We start from the raw sequence: 22868 nt of genomic DNA on the forward strand, positions 1-22868 counted from the left end.
CCCTGCCACCAGTGCCGTACAGCCTAGGTGTCTCACAAACCTCTGAGCAGCGTCAACACATCCAGTGCGGCATCGACGGAATCGCTGAGCAGCCCGATTTCCGCCGCGGTCGCATCGTGCAGTCCGGGATCCTCCAGCGCCAGCCCGTTGCCGTAGATCACCACGTTGTACCCGAGATCCGCGGCCCGCAGCAGCGGACCGGTCGCGACCCCCGCACCGAGCAGCAGGTCCAGGCCCTCACCGACGAAATAGAACCGCCACAGCGGACCGAGATCCCCGTTGTAGATCTCCTTGGTCCGATCGACGATCACCTGACCGGATGACGCGATGGCATCGACGATCTTGAAGTAGTCGGGCGCGTTGTCGGGCTTACTGCCCACCGACGCCACCGAATACGCGAGATCCACGGTCAAATGCGCGTTGTAGCCTGCCATCGCGACTCGGGCGGGCGATACGTCACACCGTTGGGCCAGCTCGAAATACCGCGCCCAGTGCGGCTCTACGGATGCGCCGGTAAAGGCCGCGTGCAGGTTCTTCAGGAATCGCCCCAGTAGTTCGAGGCTGATCGCATGCGCGTACTCCCGATCCCGAAAGGCGGCGGGATCGCGCTGCAATGGCATCACCGCCGACTGCTCGACACCGTCGAGCCCGAGTGGGAACAGCCCGCGCCGATCCCGGTGCGCGACCAGGATGTCGGTGATCTCATGATGGCGCGCCACCGCGATCGTCAACCGCTGCAACGCATCTCCGGCCAGCGTGCCGGTGTCGGAGAGCCGGGCGATGGTGTCCAGCTCATCCGGTGAGAGCGGTGTGCCACAGACCGCCGGGTCGACCGCTTGCGCGACGGCCGCCGGGGTCGACCCGACAGCCATCACGAGCATCGCACTGATCAGACCCAGGACGGCCGGTCGCACCGAAGTTCGCACCGCCGAAGTCTAAAGCGCGATTCAGGTTTGCGCCGACTGCGTCGGGGCGTGCCGACCGGGCTATCCGACGAACTCGCGGTCACCGTAGTGGATGCTGGCGGCGTCCCAGGTGCCGCCCAATGCGGTGACGAAGCGCTGGGTCAGGTCGATATCGGCGATATCGGCGACCAAGACCAGAGTGCCGGATTCGGTGACAGATCCGCCGACAAGGTGTTCGCGGACTCGCTGATCCGCGACCAGGGCGTCGCGGAAACGACGGACATCGATGCGAGCGACCTCGACGGTGAAGGCGTCCACCTATCGCGACCGGGCCGGACTCGGATGCGACCCCGACGGCGCACCGAGACCCGAGATTCAGTGAGTGGGGCCCGCCGCTCGTTTCGACTGGGCCCAACCGAAGGTGAGGGCTACCGCGCGCTTCCAGTTGTCGTATTCATCGGCGCGGTGGATCGGGTCCATATGCGGGACCCATTGGCCCGCCAGGCGCCAGTTGCTGCGCAGACCTTCCAGATCCGGCCAGTAGCCGACGGCGAGACCGGCGGCGTAAGCGGCTCCGAGGGAGACGGTTTCGGCGACGAAGGGACGCATGACGGGGATGTCGAGGACGTCGGCGACTATCTGCATGAGCAGGTTGTCGGAGGTCATGCCGCCGTCGACGCGCAAGGTGCGGGCGTGCAGGCCGGAGTCGGCGTTCATGGCGTCGACGACTTCGCGGGTCTGCCAGGCGGTCGCCTCCAGCACGGCGCGGGCGAGGTGACCCTTGGTGATATAGGAAGTAAGGCCGATGACGAGCCCCCGCGCATCGCTGCGCCAATGCGGCGCGTACAGCCCGGAGAAGGCGGGCACGATATAACAGCCGCCATTGTCTTCGACTGTGCGAGCGAGGGTTTCGATTTCGGGCGCACTCGACACCAGGCCGATATTGTCGCGCACCCACTGCACCAGCGATCCGGCGACCGCGATCGGCCCCTCCAGCGCGTACACCGGTTCGGGCTCGATCTGATAGCCGATCGTGGTGAGCAGACCGTGCGAGGACTGCACCAGTTCCCGCCCGGTATTCATCATCAGAAAGCCGCCGGTGCCGTAGGTGCATTTGGTTTCCCCACGGGCGAAACAGGTTTGGCCGAATAGCGCGGCGTGCTGGTCGCCGAGCGCGGCGGCGATCCGGATGCCGGGCACCACGCGGCTGGTCGTCCCGTAGGACGCGGTCGAGGGCTGAATGGTCGGCAGCATCGCGGCGGGAATTCCGAAGAATTCCAGTAGTTCCCGATCCCAGGCGAGCGTGGTGAGATTCATCAACAATGTGCGGCTGGCATTGGTGACGTCGGTGCGATGCACACCTGCGTCCGCACCGCCGGTCAGATTCCAGATCAGCCAGGTCTCCATGGTGCCGAACAGCACGTCGCCGCGCTCGGCCCGATCCCGCAGTCCCGGAATGGTATCCAGCAGCCAACGCAGGCGCGGCGCGGCGAAATAACCCGCAAGCGGCAGACCGCACAATTCGCGGATCCGGTCCGCCCCCGGCCTACTGGCGAATTCGCGCACCAGGTCATCGGAGCGCATATCCTGCCAGACGATCGCTCGCCCGATCGGCACGCCGGTGCGCCGATCCCAGACCACCGTGGTTTCGCGCTGATTGGCGATGCCGAGGGCCACAACCTGTTCGGCGGCGATACCCGAATCCCGCAATGCCTGCGGGACGATCCGCTCGACATTGCGCCAGATCTCCATCGCGTCCTGTTCGACCCAGCCCGGACGCGGGTAGTACTGCTGATGTACGCGCTGGGCGACACCGGCCAGGCGGGCACGCTGATCGAACAGGATGCACCTGGTCGAGGTGGTGCCCTGGTCGATCGCCAGCACATAGCGTTGCGACATCGCCTGCTTCCTATCGGATGAAAATTCGGTTCGGTGGAGCGTGATTCGGATCGAGTTCAGCGAAACTCAGTGCACGGCACCGAGATCGCGCGATACCGCGTACGCGGCGTCGCGCACCAGGCCGACCAGCGTCGGCCGATGCCGCAGCTGCGGATCACAGAGCCGGTCGACCCGCCCGCTGATCCCGATGGCGCCGACCACCAGCCCGCCGTGCGCGCGGATCGGCGCCGCGATAGCGGCGACGCCGGACCGGAACTCCTCGGTCTCTCCGGCCCATCCGGCCTGCCGAACCGCCGCGAGCGCCCGGGTGAGCGCCGCCCGGTCGACGATCGTGCGCCGGGTGAGCCGCGCCAACTCACCGGCGCGGACCGCGGCGGCCAGCTCGGCGTCATAAGCGAGCAGCACCTTGCCGAGCGCGGTCGCATGCGGCGGGAGCAGTTCCCCGACCTCGAGCGCCTGCTCGGTATTGTCCGGGCGGAAGACATGGTGCACGACCACCACATCTGCTTCCGCCGCCGCGCCGATTCGCACCGACTCACCCGTGCGCGCGGCCAAGGCATCGGCCCAGTTGATCGCCCGCGAGCGCAGCTCGTTGTTATCGAGATAGCTGGTCCCGAGATGCAAGACGGCCGCACCGAGCTGGTACTTGCCGCTGGCCTGATCCTGTTCGACGAATCCGACACCCTGCAGCGTACGCAGAATGCCGTGCGCGGTCGGCTTGGCCAGATCGAGCGCACCCGCGATCTCACCGACCCCGAGGCGGCCGGAACCCCGAGCGAGCAGCTGCAGGACGGCCGCCGCTCGTTCGATCGATTGGATCGGACCCGGCATACGCCGAAACCTATCCCGAAGCTGCGAGTTCGACAATGTCGAATACACACGAACCCTCGAGCAACACATCCGCTATGCGATGTGACCTGCGCCATAGCGACCTCCATGGTCGCTGGACAGTAGTGGCGACACCTAGCGATGGCCACCACAACCGTTCGGCATTGTCGAACGCGAGCTATGTCCGGTTCGACAAAGCGGTCGTAGCGTCTGCGCCAGTGGCCGCAACCGCGGCTGGCATTTCAAACGGAGGCTCAACGGTGAACTTCGGCTCGGTATTCGTAAGCGAGGCACTCGGCACAGGGATCCTGCTGCTACTCGGTGTCGGTGTGGTCGCGAATGTGTTGCTGACCAAATCCAAGGGATACGACGGCGGCTGGCTGCTGATCAATATGGGATGGGGTCTCGGCGTCATGGCCGGGGTGTATGTCGCCTATAAATCGGGCGCTCACCTCAATCCCGCGGTCACCATCGGCATTCTCTTCAGCGGTGCGCACGAGTACGCGCCCGGTGTCGACATCTCGGTCGGCAACACCATCGCCTATCTCGGCGGGCAGATGGTCGGCGCCTTCCTCGGCGCGAATCTGGCCTATCTGGCCTATAAACGGCACTTCGACGCCGAGACCGATGCGGAAAAGAAGCTGGCGGTCTTCGCCACCGGGCCCGCGATCCGTGCCCTGCGGTGGAACCTGGCCACCGAGGTGATCGGCACCTTCGTCCTCGTTCTGGTGATCATCGCGTTCGGCCACACCCCGACCGGATTGGGTCCGCTCGCCGCGGCACTGCTGGTCGTCGGCATCGGTGCCTCGCTCGGCGGCCCGACCGGTTACGCCATCAACCCGGCCCGTGACCTCGGGCCACGCATCGCGCACGCGCTGCTGCCGATCGGCAAGCCCGCGCCAGCGCAGTCCGAGCGAATCCCGGTCGCGGCGGGTGCGGCATATGCCGAACAGCTGCCCGAACACCCCAGCGAGTCCCGTCGCAGCACCTCCGACTGGTCCTATGCCTGGGTGCCCGTACTCGGCCCGCTGGCTGGCGGCGTGCTCGCCGGACTCGCCGCGCAGTTCCTGTTCTGAATCTTCTTCCCATACGTTTTTCGAAAGGACAGCGATGAGCCAGTACGTCGGCGCCATCGATCAGGGCACCACGAGCACGCGGTTCATGGTGTTCGACCATGGCGGCAACGAGATCGCCCGGCACCAGCTCGAGCATGAGCAGATCCTCCCGCGCGCGGGTTGGGTGGAGCACAATCCGACCGAGATCTGGGAGCGCACCCGCTCGGTCATCGCCTCCACGCTCAACAAGGCCGATCTCGTCGCGAGCGATCTGGCCGCGGTCGGGGTCACCAACCAGCGCGAAACCACCGTGGTGTGGAATCGCCGGACCGGACGTCCGTACTGCAACGCCATTGTGTGGCAGGACACCAGGACCGATAAGATCGCCGCCGACCTGGAGCGGGCCGGCCATGGCGAAATCATTCGCCGCAAGGCCGGTTTGCCGCCTGCCACCTATTTCTCCGGCGGCAAACTGCGCTGGATCCTGGACAACGTTCCCGGCGTCGCGGCCGATGCCGAGCGGGGCGAGGCGATCTTCGGCACCACCGACACGTGGCTGCTGTGGAACCTCACCGGCGGCATCGACGGCGGCGTGCATGTCACCGATCCGACCAATGCCAGTCGCACCATGCTGATGGATCTGGAAACCTGCGACTGGGACGACGAACTGCTGTCGCTGTTCGGGATTCCGCGCGCGATGCTGCCGACCATCGCGCCCTCATCGAATCCGGAACTGTTCGGCAAGACCAGGGCCGACGGCCCGTTCGGCGGCGAGGTGCCGCTGGCGGGTGTGCTCGGTGATCAGCAGGCCGCCACCGTCGGTCAGGTGTGTTTCCGTCCGGGCGAGGCCAAGAACACCTACGGCACCGGAAACTTCCTGCTGCTCAATACCGGAACCGAGATCGTGCGCTCGCAGCACGGCCTGCTCACCACCGTCGCCTACCAGTTCGGCGACGACAAACCGGTGTATGCGCTGGAGGGTTCGATCGCGGTCACCGGTTCGGCCGTGCAATGGCTGCGCGATCAGCTCGGCGTCATTTCCGGTGCGGCACAAAGTGAATCGTTGGCTCGGCAGGCCGAGGACAACGGTGGGGTCTACTTCGTACCCGCGTTCTCCGGACTGTTCGCACCGTATTGGCGTTCGGATGCGCGCGGCGTCATCGTCGGTCTGTCCCGCTACAGCACCAATGCCCATCTCGCGCGGGCAACGCTGGAATCGATCTGCTACCAGACCCGCGATGTCGTCGAGGCCATGGAGGCCGATTCCGGTGTGCGTCTGGACACCCTGCGCGTGGACGGCGGCGTCACCGCCAACGAACTGTGCATGCAGTTGCAGGCCGACTTCCTCGATGTGCCGGTCTCGCGACCGGTGGTGGCCGAGACCACCGCGCTCGGCGCCGCCTACGCGGCGGGTCTGGCGGTCGGATTCTGGAGCGACACCGACGAACTCGTACAGAACTGGCACGAGGACAAGCGCTGGACCCCCACCTCGACCGCGGAGCAGCGCGAACGCGGTTATGCCCGTTGGAAGAAGGCGGTCTCGCGCACCCTCGACTGGATCGATGTGGACGAATGACCCTCGAAAACCATCGCGGCCCGGACCCGAAGACTTAGACAAGGAGACATATCGTGTCCGCACGTTTGGACCCGAACTATCGCGCCGATGCGCTGAACGCATTGGGCGACAATGAAATCGACGTACTGGTTATCGGTGGCGGCGTGGTCGGCGCCGGTGCCGCCCTCGACGCGGCGTCGCGCGGCCTGACGGTCACCATGGTTGAGGCCAGGGACTTCGCCGCGGGCACCTCGAGCCGCTCGAGCAAGCTCATCCACGGCGGCCTGCGCTACCTGGAACAGCTCGACTTCTGGCTGGTGCGTGAGGCATTGAAGGAGCGCAGCCTGCTGCTGCACCGGCTCGCCCCGCATCTGGTGCGTCCGGTGTCGTTCCTGCTGCCGCTGCAGCACCGGGTATGGGAGCGCGCCTACATCGGCGCGGGCGTCGCGCTCTACGACACCATCGGCGGAGCCAGGGCACTGCCCATGCACCGGCACCTGTCGCATACACGCGCAATGGCATTGGCGCCAGCGCTGCGTGATGACGCGATGATCGGCGCGATCCGCTACTACGACGCGCAGGTCGACGACGCCCGTCACACCATGACCATCGCCCGCACCGCCGCCCAGCACGGCGCGACGGTGCTCACCCGCACCAAGGTCACCGGACTACTGCGCGATGGCGAGCGCGTCGTCGGCGCGCAGGTCACCGATCTGGAGACCGGTCGCGAATACACCGTGCGCGCCCGCCGGGTGATCAGCGCGACCGGTGTCTGGACCGATGAGATGAACCAGATGACCGGCATGGAATTCCCGTTCCACGTGCGCATGTCCAAGGGCGTGCACATTCTGGTCCCGCGCGATCGGCTCGACCTGGATACCGGCCTGATCATGCGCACCGAGAAGAGTGTGCTGTTCGTGATCCCGTGGGCTCGGCACTGGATCATCGGCACCACCGACACCGACTGGGCGCTGGACAAGAATCATCCCGTCGCCAGCGATGCCGATGTGCAGTACATCCTCGACCATATGAACGCGGTGCTGCGAGAGCCGTTGACCCGCAACGATATTGTCGGCACCTACGCCGGTCTGCGGCCGCTGCTGTCGGGCGCGTCCAGCGATACCGCATCGCTGTCGCGCGAACACGCCGTCGCGGAACCGGTTCCGGGTCTGTTCGTGATCGCGGGCGGCAAGTACACCACCTACCGGGTGATGGCCGCCGATGTGGTCGATGCCGCCGTCAAGGGCCTCGGCCGGGCCGCCGCCCCGTCGGTGACCGAACATCTGCCGCTGCTCGGCGCCGTCGGCTATCAAGAACTGACCGCCGATGTGCACAGCGTCGCACAGCGCGCGGGCCTGCCCGTCGCGACCGTCGAACATCTGCTCGGCCGCTACGGTTCGGGCGTCTCCGAGATTTTCGACCTGATCGCCGCCGAACCGGAGTTGGCCGAACCGCTCCCGGGTGCTGACAAGTACCTCGGTGCCGAGGTCGTCTACGCAGTAACCCACGAGGGCGCACTGCATCTCGACGATGTCCTGACCCGCCGCACCCGCATCTCCATCGAAGCCGCGGACCGCGGTCTGACCGCCGCCCCCGCGGTGGCCTATCTCATGGGCGCCCCGCTCGGCTGGGACGCCGCGACCACAGACCGCGAAATCACCCGCTACCGCGAGCGGGTCCAGGCGGAACTGGCGGCCAATAAGGCCGCCGACGACGAGTCGGCCAATGCGGCCCGCTTGGTCGCCGTGGCCTGATCCGAACCGACATCGGCCCTGTGCGGTAGCCACCGCACAGGGCCGAGTCGTATTCGGCGTCGGTCAGCGCCAACCGCCCATCAGCCAGCGCACACAAGCTCGTAATTCGTATTCATCCGAAAGTCGGACTGTTCCGAATGTAGGTAAGTAAGCCAACCGATGTTCGGAATGAGGTAACCCATGGGCCAACATCAGCCCCCAGTTCAGGTTCATCCCATACGTCGACGCACAGCCGCACTGATCCTGGTCAGTGCGCTTCCCCTGTCCGTCGCCCTGACCAGCACGGCATCCGCTACCGCTGAGTCGCAACCACTCGGCACCTCGACGCTCGCACAGACGCCATACGGCCTGGCGCTCGTCCCTGATCTGTCAACTCCGGTCGACGACCCGGCCGCATTCACCCCCTTGCCGCTGCACTACGCCGCCGCACCCGTGGCCGACCCGGACTCCGTGGTGCCGGACCAGGTCCCGCAGGCGCCCTTCGCTACCTCCACCAATCAGATCCGCATCGGCAAAATCCAGGTCGATCGCCCGGACTTTCTGCCGCCCGAAATGGCCGCCCAGATCAATGACGCTTCCAAGGGCACCGAATCCTCGCTGTCCCAAGCCCTGCAGTCGGGAGGTGTCGAACGCGGTCGTTCCGACCAGATCGCCAGTGCTGTCGTGGGTGACGCGGTCATCGGCGCGTCGGTGGGCTCCACCCTGGCGAGCCCGCTCGCCAGCACCAGTGCCGCCGTCGGCGCGGTCGCGGGCTTCATCGCCGGAATCCCATTCCTCCCGGCGGGCCTGGTGGTCGTCCCCATTATCGGCGCGGCCATCGGCTATGCGGTGATCGCCGCCCCGGCCGCCGCCGTCGGCGCCGCCGTCGGCGCTGCCGTCGGAGTTGTCGAGGGCTCGGTCTCCCCGATACCAACCGAGGAGCAGCCGACAATCGCATAGCGCGCGTTGCGCGGCAATTGCCGGAAATGAGCGTTGCCGCGGGTGGACAATCCTCGCGTGAGCCCGTTACGACGCATCGGCCGAGCGCTTTTGGCGTTCTTGCTGATAGTGCTGGCCGGAACCATCGGCTATGGCCTGCTCGGTTTCGGGTTGCTCGATGCGCTCTATCAGACGGTGACCACGATAACCACCGTCGGCTTTCGCGAGGTCCACCCGCTCAACGCGGCAGGCATGGTGTTCACGATGGTGCTCATCGTGGTCGGCGCCGGCACCGCGCTGTATCTGTTCGGTGTCGTGCTCGAGGCGCTCATCGAGGGACATCTGCGCCAACATATGGAGAGGCGACGCATGGACCGCCGGATCGACCGGATGTCCGGTCATATCATCGTGTGTGGCTGGGGCCGCGTCGGCCGCTCGTGCGTGCAGTACCTCAGCGGACTCGGTGAGCAGATCGTCATCGTCGATCGCGACCCGGCACGCCTAGCGGATCTCGAATACCCGAATGTGCTGGGCGATGTCACCGACGACAGCACTCTGCGGGCCGCCGGAATCGGCCGCGCCCAAGCCTTGATCGCCGCCCTCGACAGCGACGCCGACAACGTCTACGTGACCTTGTCGAGCCGCGCACTGCGGCAGGATCTGGTCATCATCGCCCGCGCCCGGACCGAGGGTTCGAAATCGAAACTGCTGCGGGCCGGCGCGAATCGAGCCGTGAACCCGCAGCTGATCGGCGGCCGCCGGATGGCCGCATTCGCTCTGCAACCCAATGTGGCCGAATTCCTCGACGTCGTAATGCACGATGAAACACTCGACTACCGAATCGAGGAAGTCGAGATCGTCCCCGAATCGCCGTTGGTCGGCCGTTCCCTGAAGGATTCGGCATTGCGCCAGACAACCGGCGCACTGGTGCTGGCCATTAGGACAGCGACCGGCCAGTTCATCGCGAATCCCACCGGCGAAACCACGCTGCAGGCCAATACGATTCTGATCGTCCTCGGCACACCGGCCCAGCTCGACGCGACCCGGGAACTCAGCGTCAAGTAGTTCGCGCTGCGGCACAGCGGCACTCGATCCGCGCTGCCGACGTGGGGTGCCGGTGCGGCGGCACCCCACGTCGGCGACGGAACTAGTTCAGGAATACCGGCAGTGTGCGGTGTCCGTTGGAGATGAAACTGCCCACCGGAGCCAATTCCGACGGGTCGACGGCCAAGCGCAGATTCGGGAAGCGCTCGAAGATGGCCGGGAGCGCGATGGTCGCCTCGAGCCGAGCGAGCGGCGCGCCGATGCAGTGGTGGGCGCCGTGACCGAAGGACAGATGTTCCTTATTGGCCCGGTGCACGTCGAATGCGGCGGCGGTGGCGCCGTGCAGGTTCGGGTCGCGGCCCGCGGCGGCGTAGGAGGCGAGAATGGCCTCACCCTTGGGGATTCGGATATCGCCGATCTCGATATCGTCGACGGCATAGCGCAGCGGCAGATGCGCGACCGGCGCCTGGTAGCGCAGGGTCTCCTCGACCAGATCCGACCAGGGCACCCGGCCCTCGACCAGGTCCGCGCGCTGCTGCGGATGGGTGAGCAGTGCGAAGATCGCCTGGTCGAGCAGGTTGACCGTGGTCTCGTGCCCGGCATTGATGACCAGCATCAGCGTATCGACGAGTTCCTTCTCGCTCAGCTGCGAACCGTCGTCCTCATCGCGGGTGGCGATGAGCACACTGGTCACATCGTCGCCGGGCGTCTCGCGCCGGTAGGCCACGAGTTCGCTGACGAGACGGTACATCTCGAGGTAGTTGGCCTGTGCTTCCTCGGGCCCGAACGAGGTGTCGAAGAACCCGTCGACGCATGTGCGCATGCCAGGGCCGAGATGTTCCGGCACGCCCATCATTTCGGTAATGATCTCGATCGGCACCGGATACGCGAATCCCTCGCGCAGGTCCGCGGTTTCGCCCTGCGCAGTGGCCGCGAGCGCAGTGAGCAGCCCCTCGACGATGGCCTCGATGCGCGGGCGCAGTGCGGTGGTGCGCCGGTGGGTGAACGCGGGCGAGACCAGCCTGCGCAGGCGGCGGTGGTCGGCACCGTAGGCGGTGAACATATTGTCCACCGCAACCCACGGATGCAACGGCCACTCCTCGGCGATCTCGCCGTTGATGAACGAAGTCCAGTGCTGTCGAGCGTCTTTCGACACCCGGGGGTCGGCGAGCAGGCTCTTGAGCACGGCGGCATCGGTCACCGACCACGCGGGCACGCCGCCCGGCAATGCGACCAGCGCGACCGGCCCACGCGCCCTGATCCGCTCGTTCTCGCCTTGGATATCGGCGCCGGTCAGGTCCAGAGCTATTGGTTCATGCTCCATCGTTATCTCCTTAGAACACTGGCAACAGAGGGGACTTCGGGAATTCGACCGGCAGCGCCGCCAAGGCCCGGTGGAATGGACCGGGCCGCCAGGTCAATTCGTCCGCCGGCACGGCCAGTCGCATTTCGGGGAGCGCGTCGAGCAGCTGATCGATGGCGTCCTGTACCACCAGGTAGGCAACGGATTTGGCGGGGCAGGCGTGCGGTCCGGCACCCCACGCCAGATGGGAGCGGTTGCCGGTGCGATCCCCGCCGCGGATCGCGGGATCGTTATTGCAGCCGGATAGGCTGACGACAACCGGCTGATGGGCTGGCAGCCAGGTGTTGTCGATGAGGATCGGCTGGCGCGGGTAGGTGATGCTGAAGTTCGCCATCGGCGGGTCGTTGAAAAGCACCTCGTCGAGCGCATCGCGGGTCGATAGGCTGCCGCCGAGCATATCGCCACCGAATCGGTCGTCGGTGAGCATCAGCAGCAGGGTGTTGGTGATCAGGTTCTGCATCGGTTCGATACCGGCGCCGTAGAAGCTGATCAGCTGGCACAGCATTTCGGTGTCGTCGAGCTTGGACGAGTGATGCGCCATCCTGGAGGTGACATCGTCACCGGGCTCGTCCCGCCGCAGCTGTACCAGCTCCATCAGCGCGGCGCTGAGCATCTCCATACCGGCGGCGGCCTCGACGGTATCGAAGAGCATCGCCATACCGGTCGCGACCCGCTGCCCCAGTTCCGCCGAGCAGCCGACCATCTGATTGAGCACCTCGAATACGACCGGCAGCGCGTACTGGGTGACCAGGTCGGCAGCACCGGACGCACAGAAGGAATTGATCACCGGCACGGCGATCTTCTCGACCGTGAAGTGCAGTGCGTGCAGATCGATTCCGTCGATACTTCCGGTGTATGCCTGCCGATAGCGTGCATGCGCCGCACCGGCATTGCGCAGGGCGTTCGGGTACCACATCATCATCGGCTTGACCGGCGAGTCGTCGGGAATCGCCTGTTCCCAGTGCCGCGGATCGGCCGGAAAGTGTTCTGGATCGTTGAGAATTCGCAGCGCGGTCTGATATCCGACCACCAGGGTGGCCGACACCCCGGGCGCCAACTCCATCGGAACCAGCGATCCGTACTGACTGCGCGCGTCCCGGTAGGCGCGGTGCGGATCGGCGGCGAACTCCGGAGTGTGCAACAGCACTCGCGGTTCCCCGCCATCGATGGGTGAACCCTGCAGGACGGGGCAGACCCCGGTCGCCGTGGTGTGGACAGACGGTGGCGTGGTCAAAGACGGGACTCCAGACGTTGAATCAGGAAGGGGGCCAGGGTCGATGAAAGCACCGCGGCGATAACACAGCCTGCGGTCACGGCACTCAGTTCAGCCCTCCTTGCGACGCCGACCATAAGTGACCCCGGCCATGAGGTCCGCGTCGAGAACCGAACCCTGACCGGGCCACGCAGGTCACTGGAGTCACCTCACGGCCGCTGCAGGACAGGCGATTTCGACACGCAATCACCGCCACGCCTACCAGCCGCCCAGAACTCGACGACCCGCCAACGTTAGCAGTATCAACTAAAAGTCTCTCTCGATCGGCCACCAATGCTCGCGGCATCGGCCGGCGTCATCCGCGAACTTGCCGCAACCGGCAAATATGTTGAGGCGCTATTGATCACATCGCGGCATGGGAGTCAGGTGCGGGCTACCGAGTCAGTCGGCGCTCGGGAGCCTGGCTTCGCCCGCGGGCCGACGGACTGCGCTTTCGATGAGTTCGGCGACTCGCGTCGCGGGGACGGCGATGCCGGGGGTTCGGCCGGTCCAGCGCAGGAATGCTTCGACGTCCATAGCTGGGATGTCGCCGAGATAGGGCTGGATGTAGACCGGAGTGTTCGGTTCACTGCGCCAGCTAACGGCAAGAGTGCCGATATCGACCGCGTCGTAACCGAGGACGTCCAGCAGCCGGATGGCCTCGGCCCTGGCCTCGGCGTTGTCGGCGGCAATGGGCAGGCCGCTGCGGTCCGGTGCGTCCACGGGGCGGGCGAGGGAGCGCAGTTGGTGTGGGGTGATGTTGTTGAATGCCTTGACGACGTGGGCATCCGCGAGGTAGCGCTGGAGCAGGGCACTGGAAGTCAGTGCGCCCGTATCCAGTTCGGGCAGGTGGCCGTCTCGTTCGGGGTAGTAGTTCGCGGTGTCGATGACCGTCTTTCCGGCCAGAGCTTCGGTGGGGAGCTGTTGGTGGGCGGTCAGCGGGATGGCCGCTACCACTAGGTCCGCGGCACGTGCCGCTGCGGCCGGTGTGGCTGCCCGGGCCCCGCCGCCCAGGTCGGCGACGAGGTCAGCGAGGGTCTCGGGGCCTCGCGAATTGCTGAGCACCACCTCGAGCCCGGCTGAGATGGCCAGGCGCGCAATGGAAGAACCGATCATTCCGCTGCCGATGAGTCCGAGCGTGTGGGGCACTGGTGTCTCCGTTCCGTGATGTAGGTGCCGCGATGCGAGCCGTTGGCTCGCCTGACAGCCTGGAACTGCTGGGTCCCGCCCGACCAGGCCCGAGTTCTGCGTACTCACGGCGTGATCACCCAATTCGCCCCGACGGCAATGGCTTCGTGGTATCGCCGTACCTGACCACCGCACACCCGGACGTAGAGTTGTCGAGTGGACGACCGGACCGAGCTGAGTGGGTTCCTCAAATCGCGCCGGGCCCGCCTGCGCCCCGAAGACGTCGGGTTGCGCGACTATGGCGGAGTGCGCCGGGTCGCGGGCCTGCGGCGCGAAGAACTGGCCCGGTTGGCGGGTGTGAGCATCGCTCACTACACCCGTCTGGAACAGGGTAAGAGCGATAGCGTTTCGGACGAGGTGTTGTCCGCCATCGCGGCGGCACTGCGCCTGGACACCGACGAATCGGCTTATCTGCAGCGGATCGCACGCCATCCACCACCATGTGCGCACGACACGGCCTCGGCGGAGGTACCGGCGAGCTTGCGCTATCTGCTGGACTCATTCGTCATGACACCGGCACTCGTGGTCGGTCGCCACACCCAGATCATCGGCTGGAATCATCTGGCCGCGGCCGTATTCGGCGAGTTCGCCGCGCTGCCCGAGGACCGCCGCACCCTCTCGCACCTGCTCTTCTGCGAGCCCCATCAGCGTGAACTACACGGCACCGGTTGGGAGCGAACGGCGCGCGAGCAGGTGGCCCATCTGCGCGTCCTGCTCGGACGCCATCGCGGGCACTCCGCACTCACGGCACACATAGACCAGATGCGGGAGCTGAGTGCGGACTTCGCACGGATGTGGGCGCAACACCCGGTGGCGCAGGTCCGCGACCGGACGTACGTGCTGCACCACCCGCTGGTGGGTGAACTGACCCTGCACGGCGAACTCATCGCACTCCCCGACGCACCGTCATGCTGTGGACTCGACCTGTTCGCGGCAGAGCCGGGGTCGGCATCGGAGCAGGCACTGCGGAGACTGCGGACACATCGCCCCTTGAATATCTAGTGACCTGTAACACAAGATCGGTAATGGGCCGATCGAAAGTTGAACGAAGTTGGGGCTCCGTCCGCGTAGGGCGGGCGCCTGGGTCCGGTCGGGGATCGTCAACCCCCTCGGAGCAACCATGCCGACACCGGCGTCGGTATGCGATGCGCGTGAGAACTGAATGCCGCGATTACGGGAGTGTGGTGTTCACACCCGGTGGTCTGTGGCTGGGAACAGCTCGAGCGAGGAACAATGCAGGACCACCGATTTGCACAGGCAGCCACCGACCACATAGCAAGCACAGATCACCTGGCAGGGGGTGCGGATCCCACGATGCGGGTGCGTGCGGTGCAGACGAAGTTCCGTCCGGCAGTGACGTGGACCGAGCGAGTCGTGGCCGCCGCCTACGCGGATGTGCTCGGGCTGCCCACCGATCACATCGGCCTGAACGACGACTTCTTCGCCCTCGGCGGTAACGCACTCAGTGCGGCGCGAGTGGTCCGGCTGCTCGGCGAGGCACTGACGGCCGATATCGCGGTACCTGCGATGTTCGCCGATCCGACCGTCGCCGGGCTGGCCGAACGCATCGCGGGCAGCACCGTGGGTGCGCCGGAACCGAGCGTCGCGATGCGCACGGCATTGGAGGTGGTGCTGCCCATCCGGGCCAGGACGGACGAGGTCGACCTGCCCCCACTGTTCTGTCTGGCGCCAGCCTCCGGCCTGGCCTGGTGCTACGCCGGGCTCGGCGCGCATATCGACCCGCACCGCCCGATCTATGGTCTGCAATCGCTGGATCTGGCGGGCGAGCCCGGCGATTCCGGCCCCGCGACCATCCGCCGCTCCGCCCAGCACTATCTGCGCGAGATCCGCAAGATCGCCCCGCGCGGCCCGTACCACCTACTCGGCTGGTCCTTCGGTGGTTTCGTCGCGCACGAGATCGCGGCCACACTATGCCTGGCGGGCGAGCCCGTGCAGTTGGTGCTGCTCGATACCGACTTGGGGATACGGCGGCTCGAGCCGCCCGATCCACTCACCCCTGGACAGTTTCTGCACCAATTCGGCCCGGTATTCGGCGTGCACGTCGACTCGACCGCGCCGAGTTCCGACGCGGCCGTCGCCGAACTGCGCGCCGGCCTGGCGGGCACGCTCGAAGTCACCAGCACCGATCTCGAGCGGCTGACGGCCTCCTATAACGCGTCGGTGCAGATGGTCTCGGACTATCGCGCTCCCCGATACGACGGCGACCTGATCCTGTTCTGCGCCGCACAGGAATCCGATGGGGTGGCGAAGGCCGATCCGCGAGCCGCGGCGCGCCGCTGGCGCCGGTATGTCACCGGGACCGTCACCACCTACCCACTCGCCGCCACCCACGATCAGATGACCGCGCCCGAGGTGCTGCCCGAGATCGGACGAGTGCTGGAGCAGCATGCGGGTGCGCAGCGGGTGCGCCCCTAGCCGCGGCAGTATCGCGCGCTGAACCGGCGCAGGATCTCGCGCGGGACGGTGACCGATTCCTGATGACCGAGCGCGATCAGGTCCTCGGCCTCATGCGGTTCGAAATAGCCCGCGTGCCGGTAGATTTCGATGCGCAGCGCGAGTCCGTCACCGTCCAGCTCGGGATGGAATTGGGTGGCGTACACATGCTGGCCGACGCGGATCATCTGCACCGGGCAATCGGCCGATCCGGCCAGCAGTACCGCGCCGGGTGGGACGTCCTGGCAGGCTTCCTTATGCCCGACGAACGCCCGGAACGATTCCGCGACATCCTGTAGCAGCGGGTCGACGCGCCCCTGCTCGGTCACTTCGATGGTCTGGGCCCCGACCGCCTCACCGTATCGCTGCTCACTCACCCGGCCGCCGAGCACATCCGCCAGGATGCCCAATCCATAGCAGGCGCCCAGATACGGGAAATCCCGGCCGACGATCTCGGTCATCAGCTTCTTCAGCCTGGGCTCGAATTTCCGCTGGTACCCGTATTTCTCGGATTCCGGGCTGCTGACATTGCTCGGCCCGCCGCCGACGATGACCGCCGAGAAATCGTCCAGCTCGATATCGGGCAAGTCCTGATCCATCAGCACCCGCACCGTGTCGCCCGCATCGAGATCGGCGGCGCGCAGCATGGCACGGTATTCATCGTCCGCGGCGGCTCGCTCGGGTCGCAGCTGCAGGACTAGACACGGCTTGGTCATGCATCAAATTGTGGAAGATCGGGTGTCAGTTTTCATCCAACACCGCCTGTAAGAATTCACGGGTTCGGTCCTGCTCGGGATCGGTGAAGATCTTCTCCGGGTCACCGTCCTCGAGTACGCGACCGGCGTCGAACATCATGACCCGATCGGAAACCCTGCGAGCGAAACGCATTTCGTGGGTGACGCAGAGGAAGGTGATCTCGGTATCGGCCGCGATATCGGCCAGCAGGTGCAGTACTCCGGTCACCAGCTCCGGGTCGAGCGCCGAGGTCACCTCATCGAGCAGCAGCACTTCCGGTTCCATGGCCAGCGCCCGCGCGATGGCCACTCGCTGCTGCTGGCCGCCCGACAGGTGGGCCGGGCGGGCATCGATTTTGTCGGTGAGCCCGACCAGTTCGAGTAACTTCCGCGCCCGCTCCTCGGCGGCATCCTTCGATTCGCCGAGACCGCGGATCGGTCCCTCGGTGACATTGCGCAGCACGGTCATATTCGGAAACAGATTGAACTGCTGGAATACCATGCCGATCTTGCGGCGCATCCGGCGCAGGTGCGCCGTACCGGCGGGCACCAGTTTGCCGCCGCGCTGCTGGTGGCTCAGGAACTCTCCGCCGACCTCGATGGTCCCGGCGTCTATTCGTTCGAGCGCCATCAGCAGGCGCAGAATTGTGGTCTTGCCCGAGCCGGACGGTCCGATCAAGGTGACGAATTCGCCTGGCGCAATGGAGAAATCGAGTTCGTTCAGGCATACCGTCGCGCCATAGCGCTTTTCCACACCGGTGAACCGGATCATCGGTTCAGACACGTCGTTCCAACTTTCGTACCAGGATCGAGCACGGATAGCTCAGTGCGAGAAAGGTCAGACCGGCCGCGAACCAGGCCTCTGGCCCGGCGCCACCGGTATCGGCGGCATATTCGGTTTTGACCTGATAGACCATGTCGAGGATGACGATCGAGGACAGCAGCGGCACCTCTTTGAACATGGCGATCGTGTAGTTGCCGAGCGCGGGCAGCACCCGCGGCACCGCCTGCGGGAGAATCACATCGATCCAGGTGCGGGTGCGCGGCAGATTCAGGGCCGTGGCCGCCTCCCATTGCGCCGCGGGCACCGCATCGATGCCCGCGCGGAACACCTCCGAGGTATAGCAGGCGTAGTGCACGCCGAGCGCGGTCACACCGACCACCAGACGTTGGGTGTCGATGGCCAGACCACCGAGCAGATCCGGACGCACCACCCAATAGAGCACGAAGATCTGCACCAGAAGCGGTGTGCTGCGAATGAATTCGATGAACGCCCACAGCAGCTGATCGACCACCGGAATCCGCAGCCGCCGGACCACCGCGAAAACCAGTCCGAGCACATAGGCGACGAGTGAGCCGAGCAGGGTGTACTCGATGGTGACGAGCAGCCCGTCCCAGATGAAGGGAAAGGCATCGAAAAAGCGGTCCCACCGCCATTTCTCCATCAGACCCCCACCCGCGCCGAAAGTCCGACGCTCGACCGCTTCGGCCGCCGCCCGACCCGCCGTGCCGCCAGTCGCTCCAGTACTCGCATGATCACCGTGACGACCACCGCGATGAGCAGATACACCACCAACTGGATCGCGTAGATGACACCGAGTTCACGGGAGAATGCGGGCACCGCACGCAGTTCATCGGCCTTTTTGAATACCTCGGGCACCGCGATGAAGCTCAGCAACGCCGTCGCTTTCACCAGCTGGATGAACAGATTATTGAACGACGGCAGCATCTCCACCACGGCCTGCGGCAGAATCACCCGCCACATGCGTTGCGCCGGTGACAGATTCAGCGCGATCGCGGCCTCGACCTGCGACTTGGGCACCGATCCGATGGCACCCCTGACAATTTCGGCGCCATAGGCGCCGTGGTTGAGACCGAGCACGATTATGCCGATGACCAGCAGCCCCTTCGCCGTCGCGCCCAGCGATACCCCGAAGAAGATCGGTATCGCCACCGCGAAGAAAAACAGCTGCACCACTTCCGAGCTGCCCCGGAATCCCTCGACATAAACGCGCGTGACGAATCGCACCGGCAGAGACGGCGACAGCATCGCGATACCGGCGGCGAAGGACAGCACGATGGTCAGCGTGATACCGCCGACCGCCGCCCACAGCGTGAAAGGAAGACCCTGGAGTACCCGCTCGAGGTAGGTCGAGAAATGCGCGGACACGAGGTCAAGCCGTGCAGTACTGCTCGGCGGTCGCCGCCGGGTCCGCCTCGTTCGCCTTGGTCAGACCGAACGGCTCCACCAGCTTCAGCCATTCGCCGCTTTCGTGCAGTGCGCGCAGCTCACGGTTGAAGTCCTCGCGGAATTTATCGTCGCCGATGCGGAAGTTGAAGGTGCCCACATCCGGACGGTTGCCGAATCGGAAGGAGGGGCCGACCTCCAATTTGGCGTCCGCGTTGTTCTTCACCAGCCAGGAGGCGGTGACATCGAGCATCGCCGCACCGTAGACGTCCTTATTGCGCACGGCCCGCAGGATGTCGTCCTGTTTGGCCATCGGCTCGACGAGTTGGGATGGCACGCCGGAGGTTTGGGCGTAGCCGTTCTCGACCGCACCACCGAGGGTGGCGATCCGGACGTTCTCCCGCGTGATGTCCTCGAAGCGGGTGATATGGCGCGGGTTGCCCTCCGGCACCAGGAATGCCGAACCCACCTGGTAGTCGGGCGTGGCGAACGCCGAGCTCTGGCACCGCTTCGGGTTGATGAACATCCCGGCCGCGACGAATGCGTAGTTCTTCGCCCGGACACCGTCGATCAGTCCATCGAAATCGGTGACGACACCCTCGATTTCATTGATACCGAGCTTCTGCAATACCGCGCGGGCGACGGTCGGCGCATATCCGGTCAGCTGACCGTCGGCGCCGAGGAAGGCCCACGGCGCCTCATTGGCGAAGCCGACCTTGATCTTGCCGGACGATTTCGCGTCCTCGTAGGTCACCGCCGCCGCGTCGTCGCCGCCCAGGCCACAGCCCGCTACCACCACCAGGCTGGCCGCGGCCACCGCGGCGGCCACGGCGCGACGCAACCGACTGCGCGCACCCCCGAATTCGATCTTCATGACCCCGTCCTTCCGCAGACACACGAGTCGACCCATGGTTGCGAATGAACTTTGCGATCGTCCGGTCGAATTCTTTGCGGTCACATGACGAATCCGGTGAAACATTACCTGCTTTCGAAGGGAGGCATTCCGAAAGCCGTTGCCGTACACCAGGACAGCACCATATCGGCAGTGCCGATCTATCGTTGCGCGAGCACCGAACCGTTGTTCACCAATTCGGCCGCACGCCGCGCGATGGCACTGCCGAACTCACTCGTCGTCGCGGTGCCCCCGAGATCCGGTGTGCGAATACGACCTTCGCGCAGGACATCGCAGACCGCGCGATCCACCGCGGCGGCGGCACTGTGCTCACCCAGATGCTCCAGCAGCATGGCCCCGGCAAGGATCTGCGCGACCGGATTCGCAATGCCCTGCCCGGCGATATCGGGCGCGCTGCCGTGCACCGCCTCGAACATCGACGGCCCCGTCCGCTCGGGATTGATATTGCCCGATGGCGCGAGGCCGAGCCCACCGGTCACCGCGGCGGCGAGATCGGACAGGATATCGCCGAACAGATTCGACCCCACGATCACATCGAGCCGATCCGGATGCAGCACGATTTCGGCGGCCAGCGCATCGACATGCATCTGCCTGGTCTCCACCTGCGGATATTCGGCGGCGATTCGTTCGAATATGCTGTCCCAGTAGGGCATCGAGTGCAGTAGGCCATTCGATTTGGTGGCCGAGCACACTCGGCCGTCGCGCTCGGCAGCGCATTCGAAGGCGTAGCGAATGATCCGTTCACAGCCGACCCGCGTGAAAATGGCTTCCTGCCGCACGAATTCGTCCGGTCGACCCGGATGGTGCATGCCGCCGATCGCGGAGTATTCGCCCTCCGAGTTCTCGCGCACGATCAGAATGTCCAGATCCGCGGCGGTACGGTCGCGCAAGGCCGATTCGGTGCCCGGCAGCAGCCGCACCGGGCGCAGGTTGACGTACTGGCCGAAGGCGCGGCGCAGCGGAATGAGCAATCCCCACAGCGAAATATGGTCGGGCACACCGGGAAAGCCGACCGCACCGAGCAGAATCGCGTCGAACCCGGCCAGTCGCTCGGGCGCATCGGCGGGCATCATCGTTCCGGTGCGCAGGTACTTCGCACAGGACCAGTCGAATTCGGTCCATTCGATACCCGCCAGCACCGCGTCGAGCACCGCGACGGCCTCGGCGGTGACATCGACGCCGATGCCATCACCGGGAATGGTCGCGATGCGATAGCGCCCACCGCCGTTCGGCGGCGACCCCGCCGTCACAGCCGCACTCCGATGTACTTGGTCTCCAGGAATTCATCGATTCCGGTGCGTCCGCCCTCCCGGCCCAGCCCCGATTCCTTCACACCGCCGAATGGCGCGGCGGGATTCGACACGACTCCCTGATTCAGCCCGACCATGCCGGTTTCCAGTGCCTCGCACACCCGCAGTCCGCGCCGCAGATTCTCGGTGAAGACATAGCCGACCAATCCATACGGTGTGTTGTTGGCCCGCGCGATGACCTCGGCCTCGGTATCGAAGGCGCCGATCGCCGCGACCGGTCCGAAAATCTCGGTCCGACACATCTCGGCGTCATCCGGCACACCGGTCAAGACCGTCGCGGGATAGAAGTTCCCCGGCCCGTCCAGCGGCTCACCGCCGATGCGCACCGTGGCGCCGCGGCGGACCGCATCGGCCACCAATCGCTTCACCTTCGCCACCGCGTCGGCATCGATCAGCGGACCGACGACGACTCCCGGCTCGGTCCCCCGCCCCATCGGCAGCGGCGCGAGCCGGTCGGCGAGCCGGGCGGCGAATTCATCAGCGATGCTGCGCTGCACGAAGATTCGATTCGCGGCGGTGCACGCCTGCCCGATATTGCGCATCTTCGCGGCGAGCGCGCCCTCGACGGCCTCGTCGAGATCCGCGTCATCGAACACGATGAACGGTGCGTTGCCACCGAGTTCCATCGACGTGCGCATGACCGTCCGCGCGCACTGTTCGAGCAGCAGCTTGCCCACGGCGGTGGAACCGGTGAACGACAGCTTGCGCGAGCGGCTGTCCAGGATCAACGGTGTCATCACCGCCCCCGGGTCGGCGGTGGTGAGCACATTGACGACACCGGCGGGCACACCGACCTGATCCAGGATGCCGGTCAGCGCCAGCATCGAAAGTGGTGTCTGCTCAGCGGGTTTCACCACACAGGTGCATCCGGCCGCCAGTGCGGGACCGATCTTGCGGGTGCCCATGGCCAGCGGGAAGTTCCACGGCGTAATCAGCAGGCTGGGACCGACCGGCTGTCTGGTCACCAGGAAGCGCGAATCGCCCGCCGGGGCGGGCATATACCCGCCGTCGAGGCGCACCGCCTCCTCGGCGAACCAGCGGAAAAACTCTGCCGCATAGGCGATTTCGCCGCGCGCCTCGGCCAGCGGCTTACCCATTTCCAGCGTCATGACCAGCGCGAGCCGTTCGGTATCGGCGAGCAGTGCCCGGTGCGCGCGCATGAGGATGTCACTGCGCTGCCTCGGCGACGTCCGCGCCCAGTCCGCCTGTGCCCGATCGGCCGCGGCCAGGGCGTCCAGCCCGTCGCCGGGATCGGCATCGGCCACCGCACAGAGCAACTGCCCGGTCGCCGGATCGGTCACCGGCAGCGTGCCCGTCGCGGCGCGCCATCGGCCGTCGATGAACAGATCTGTCGGCACCGAATCGATCGCGGCGCGTTCGGCCGCGGTCAGGGTGGTCTCGGTGAGCATGGCGCGGACTCCTTTTCCGTCATGACGCAGCCTCCGGCCATTGCTGCGACCCCCGCGCCCATGTTATGCATATTGTCAACAATCCGACAATAGATATCA

At 65.8% G+C, this 22868-nt stretch carries 21 protein-coding genes; 7 read left to right on the forward strand and 14 right to left on the reverse strand.

Annotated elements, in window-relative coordinates; all coding sequences use genetic code 11:
• Positions 1–32: 32 nt before the first annotated feature.
• The 4 genes from ACQP0C_RS30710 to ACQP0C_RS30725 all read right to left on the reverse strand — a co-directional run bounded on the left by ACQP0C_RS30710 (position 33) and on the right by ACQP0C_RS30725 (position 3635).
• Positions 33–881, reverse strand: a complete 849-nt coding sequence (locus ACQP0C_RS30710; protein WP_433734710.1) for a DUF5995 family protein — start codon at positions 879–881, stop codon at positions 33–35.
• Between the two features lie 105 nt (positions 882–986).
• The gene (locus tag ACQP0C_RS30715) at positions 987–1223 is read right to left on the reverse strand and encodes a hypothetical protein (protein ID WP_433725561.1); all 237 of its coding nucleotides are present in this window, start codon (positions 1221–1223) and stop codon (positions 987–989) included.
• A gap of 57 nt (positions 1224–1280) precedes the next feature.
• Positions 1281–2804, reverse strand: coding sequence for a glycerol kinase GlpK (gene glpK, locus ACQP0C_RS30720; RefSeq protein WP_433725563.1), 1524 nt, complete (start codon positions 2802–2804; stop codon positions 1281–1283).
• A gap of 66 nt (positions 2805–2870) precedes the next feature.
• Positions 2871–3635: an IclR family transcriptional regulator gene (locus ACQP0C_RS30725; protein WP_433725565.1), complete on the reverse strand. Its 765-nt coding sequence runs from the start codon at positions 3633–3635 to the stop codon at positions 2871–2873.
• Between the two features lie 257 nt (positions 3636–3892).
• Between ACQP0C_RS30725 and ACQP0C_RS30730 the strand changes: the two genes are divergently transcribed.
• From ACQP0C_RS30730 to ACQP0C_RS30750, 5 genes are all read left to right on the forward strand, one after another.
• Positions 3893–4708 carry an MIP/aquaporin family protein gene (locus tag ACQP0C_RS30730; protein WP_433725567.1) on the forward strand — a complete coding sequence of 272 codons (816 nt, stop codon included), beginning with the start codon at positions 3893–3895 and terminating at the stop codon, positions 4706–4708.
• Between the two features lie 34 nt (positions 4709–4742).
• Complete coding sequence (glpK, locus tag ACQP0C_RS30735) at positions 4743–6263, forward strand: glycerol kinase GlpK (protein WP_433725569.1); 1521 nt, start codon at positions 4743–4745, stop codon at positions 6261–6263.
• Between the two features lie 53 nt (positions 6264–6316).
• Entirely contained in the window at positions 6317–7996 is a 1680-nt protein-coding gene (gene glpD / locus ACQP0C_RS30740) for a glycerol-3-phosphate dehydrogenase (RefSeq protein ID WP_433725571.1), read from the forward strand.
• Between the two features lie 180 nt (positions 7997–8176).
• Positions 8177–8935 carry a hypothetical protein gene (locus ACQP0C_RS30745; RefSeq protein WP_433725573.1) on the forward strand — a complete coding sequence of 253 codons (759 nt, stop codon included), beginning with the start codon at positions 8177–8179 and terminating at the stop codon, positions 8933–8935.
• A gap of 57 nt (positions 8936–8992) precedes the next feature.
• A complete protein-coding gene (locus ACQP0C_RS30750; protein ID WP_433725575.1) occupies positions 8993–9979 on the forward strand; it encodes a potassium channel family protein in 987 nt (328 codons plus the stop codon).
• Positions 9980–10061: 82 nt separating this feature from the next.
• On the opposite strand, the gene ACQP0C_RS30755 is transcribed toward ACQP0C_RS30750, so the two are convergent.
• From ACQP0C_RS30755 to ACQP0C_RS30765, 3 genes are all read right to left on the reverse strand, one after another.
• On the reverse strand, positions 10062–11282 hold the full coding sequence (locus ACQP0C_RS30755; RefSeq protein WP_433725577.1) for a cytochrome P450 family protein: 1221 nt from the start codon (positions 11280–11282) through the stop codon (positions 10062–10064).
• Between the two features lie 10 nt (positions 11283–11292).
• Positions 11293–12555 (reverse strand): cytochrome P450, encoded by a 1263-nt coding sequence (locus ACQP0C_RS30760; RefSeq protein WP_433725579.1) that lies wholly within the window; start codon positions 12553–12555, stop codon positions 11293–11295.
• Between the two features lie 420 nt (positions 12556–12975).
• Positions 12976–13722 (reverse strand): NADPH-dependent F420 reductase, encoded by a 747-nt coding sequence (locus ACQP0C_RS30765; protein ID WP_433725581.1) that lies wholly within the window; start codon positions 13720–13722, stop codon positions 12976–12978.
• A 195-nt stretch (positions 13723–13917) separates the two neighbouring features.
• Here ACQP0C_RS30765 and ACQP0C_RS30770 point away from each other — a divergent pair, with 195 nt between their 5' ends.
• A complete protein-coding gene (locus ACQP0C_RS30770; RefSeq protein ID WP_433725583.1) occupies positions 13918–14763 on the forward strand; it encodes a helix-turn-helix domain-containing protein in 846 nt (281 codons plus the stop codon).
• Positions 14764–15075: 312 nt separating this feature from the next.
• The gene (locus ACQP0C_RS30775) at positions 15076–16197 is read left to right on the forward strand and encodes a thioesterase domain-containing protein (protein ID WP_433725585.1); all 1122 of its coding nucleotides are present in this window, start codon (positions 15076–15078) and stop codon (positions 16195–16197) included.
• Here the strand turns inward: ACQP0C_RS30775 and ACQP0C_RS30780 are convergent.
• The 7 genes from ACQP0C_RS30780 to ACQP0C_RS30810 all read right to left on the reverse strand — a co-directional run bounded on the left by ACQP0C_RS30780 (position 16194) and on the right by ACQP0C_RS30810 (position 22769).
• Positions 16194–16931: a glutamine amidotransferase gene (locus ACQP0C_RS30780; protein WP_433725587.1), complete on the reverse strand. Its 738-nt coding sequence runs from the start codon at positions 16929–16931 to the stop codon at positions 16194–16196. The two genes, ACQP0C_RS30775 and ACQP0C_RS30780, sit on opposite strands and share 4 nt — an antisense overlap.
• Positions 16932–16956: 25 nt before the next feature.
• The gene (gene ehuA, locus ACQP0C_RS30785) at positions 16957–17721 is read right to left on the reverse strand and encodes an ectoine/hydroxyectoine ABC transporter ATP-binding protein EhuA (RefSeq protein WP_433734711.1); all 765 of its coding nucleotides are present in this window, start codon (positions 17719–17721) and stop codon (positions 16957–16959) included.
• Between the two features lie 4 nt (positions 17722–17725).
• Entirely contained in the window at positions 17726–18394 is a 669-nt protein-coding gene (gene ehuD, locus ACQP0C_RS30790; protein ID WP_433725589.1) for an ectoine/hydroxyectoine ABC transporter permease subunit EhuD, read from the reverse strand.
• Entirely contained in the window at positions 18394–19119 is a 726-nt protein-coding gene (locus tag ACQP0C_RS30795; RefSeq protein ID WP_433725591.1) for an amino acid ABC transporter permease, read from the reverse strand. The genes ehuD and ACQP0C_RS30795 overlap by 1 nt, the downstream gene beginning before the upstream one ends.
• Positions 19120–19123: 4 nt before the next feature.
• The gene (ehuB, locus tag ACQP0C_RS30800) at positions 19124–20011 is read right to left on the reverse strand and encodes an ectoine/hydroxyectoine ABC transporter substrate-binding protein EhuB (protein WP_433725593.1); all 888 of its coding nucleotides are present in this window, start codon (positions 20009–20011) and stop codon (positions 19124–19126) included.
• A gap of 179 nt (positions 20012–20190) precedes the next feature.
• Positions 20191–21300, reverse strand: coding sequence for a tartrate dehydrogenase (locus ACQP0C_RS30805; protein WP_433725595.1), 1110 nt, complete (start codon positions 21298–21300; stop codon positions 20191–20193).
• Positions 21297–22769 carry an NAD-dependent succinate-semialdehyde dehydrogenase gene (locus ACQP0C_RS30810; protein ID WP_433725597.1) on the reverse strand — a complete coding sequence of 491 codons (1473 nt, stop codon included), beginning with the start codon at positions 22767–22769 and terminating at the stop codon, positions 21297–21299. The genes ACQP0C_RS30805 and ACQP0C_RS30810 overlap by 4 nt, the downstream gene beginning before the upstream one ends.
• Positions 22770–22868: the final 99 nt, after the last annotated feature.

It is taken from the genome of Nocardia sp. CA-129566, from assembly GCF_050956075.1.
Classification (GTDB): Bacteria; Actinomycetota; Actinomycetes; order Mycobacteriales; family Mycobacteriaceae; genus Nocardia.

Excerpts from the sequence above, each read along its gene's own strand:
- ACQP0C_RS30710 (WP_433734710.1), bottom strand. The coding sequence starts at position 881 with ATGCTCGTGATGGCTGTCGGGTCGACCCCGGCGGCCGTCGCGCAAGCG.
- glpK (WP_433725563.1), bottom strand. The coding sequence starts at position 2,804 with ATGTCGCAACGCTATGTGCTGGCGATCGACCAGGGCACCACCTCGACC.
- ACQP0C_RS30725 (WP_433725565.1), bottom strand. The coding sequence starts at position 3,635 with ATGCCGGGTCCGATCCAATCGATCGAACGAGCGGCGGCCGTCCTGCAG.
- glpK (WP_433725569.1), top strand. The coding sequence starts at position 4,743 with ATGAGCCAGTACGTCGGCGCCATCGATCAGGGCACCACGAGCACGCGG.
- ACQP0C_RS30745 (WP_433725573.1), top strand. The coding sequence starts at position 8,177 with ATGGGCCAACATCAGCCCCCAGTTCAGGTTCATCCCATACGTCGACGC.
- ACQP0C_RS30755 (WP_433725577.1), bottom strand. The coding sequence starts at position 11,282 with ATGGAGCATGAACCAATAGCTCTGGACCTGACCGGCGCCGATATCCAA.
- ACQP0C_RS30775 (WP_433725585.1), top strand. The coding sequence starts at position 15,076 with ATGCGGGTGCGTGCGGTGCAGACGAAGTTCCGTCCGGCAGTGACGTGG.
- ACQP0C_RS30780 (WP_433725587.1), bottom strand. The coding sequence starts at position 16,931 with ATGACCAAGCCGTGTCTAGTCCTGCAGCTGCGACCCGAGCGAGCCGCC.
- ehuA (WP_433734711.1), bottom strand. The coding sequence starts at position 17,721 with ATGATCCGGTTCACCGGTGTGGAAAAGCGCTATGGCGCGACGGTATGC.
- ehuD (WP_433725589.1), bottom strand. The coding sequence starts at position 18,394 with ATGGAGAAATGGCGGTGGGACCGCTTTTTCGATGCCTTTCCCTTCATC.
- ehuB (WP_433725593.1), bottom strand. The coding sequence starts at position 20,011 with ATGAAGATCGAATTCGGGGGTGCGCGCAGTCGGTTGCGTCGCGCCGTG.
- ACQP0C_RS30810 (WP_433725597.1), bottom strand. The coding sequence starts at position 22,769 with ATGCTCACCGAGACCACCCTGACCGCGGCCGAACGCGCCGCGATCGAT.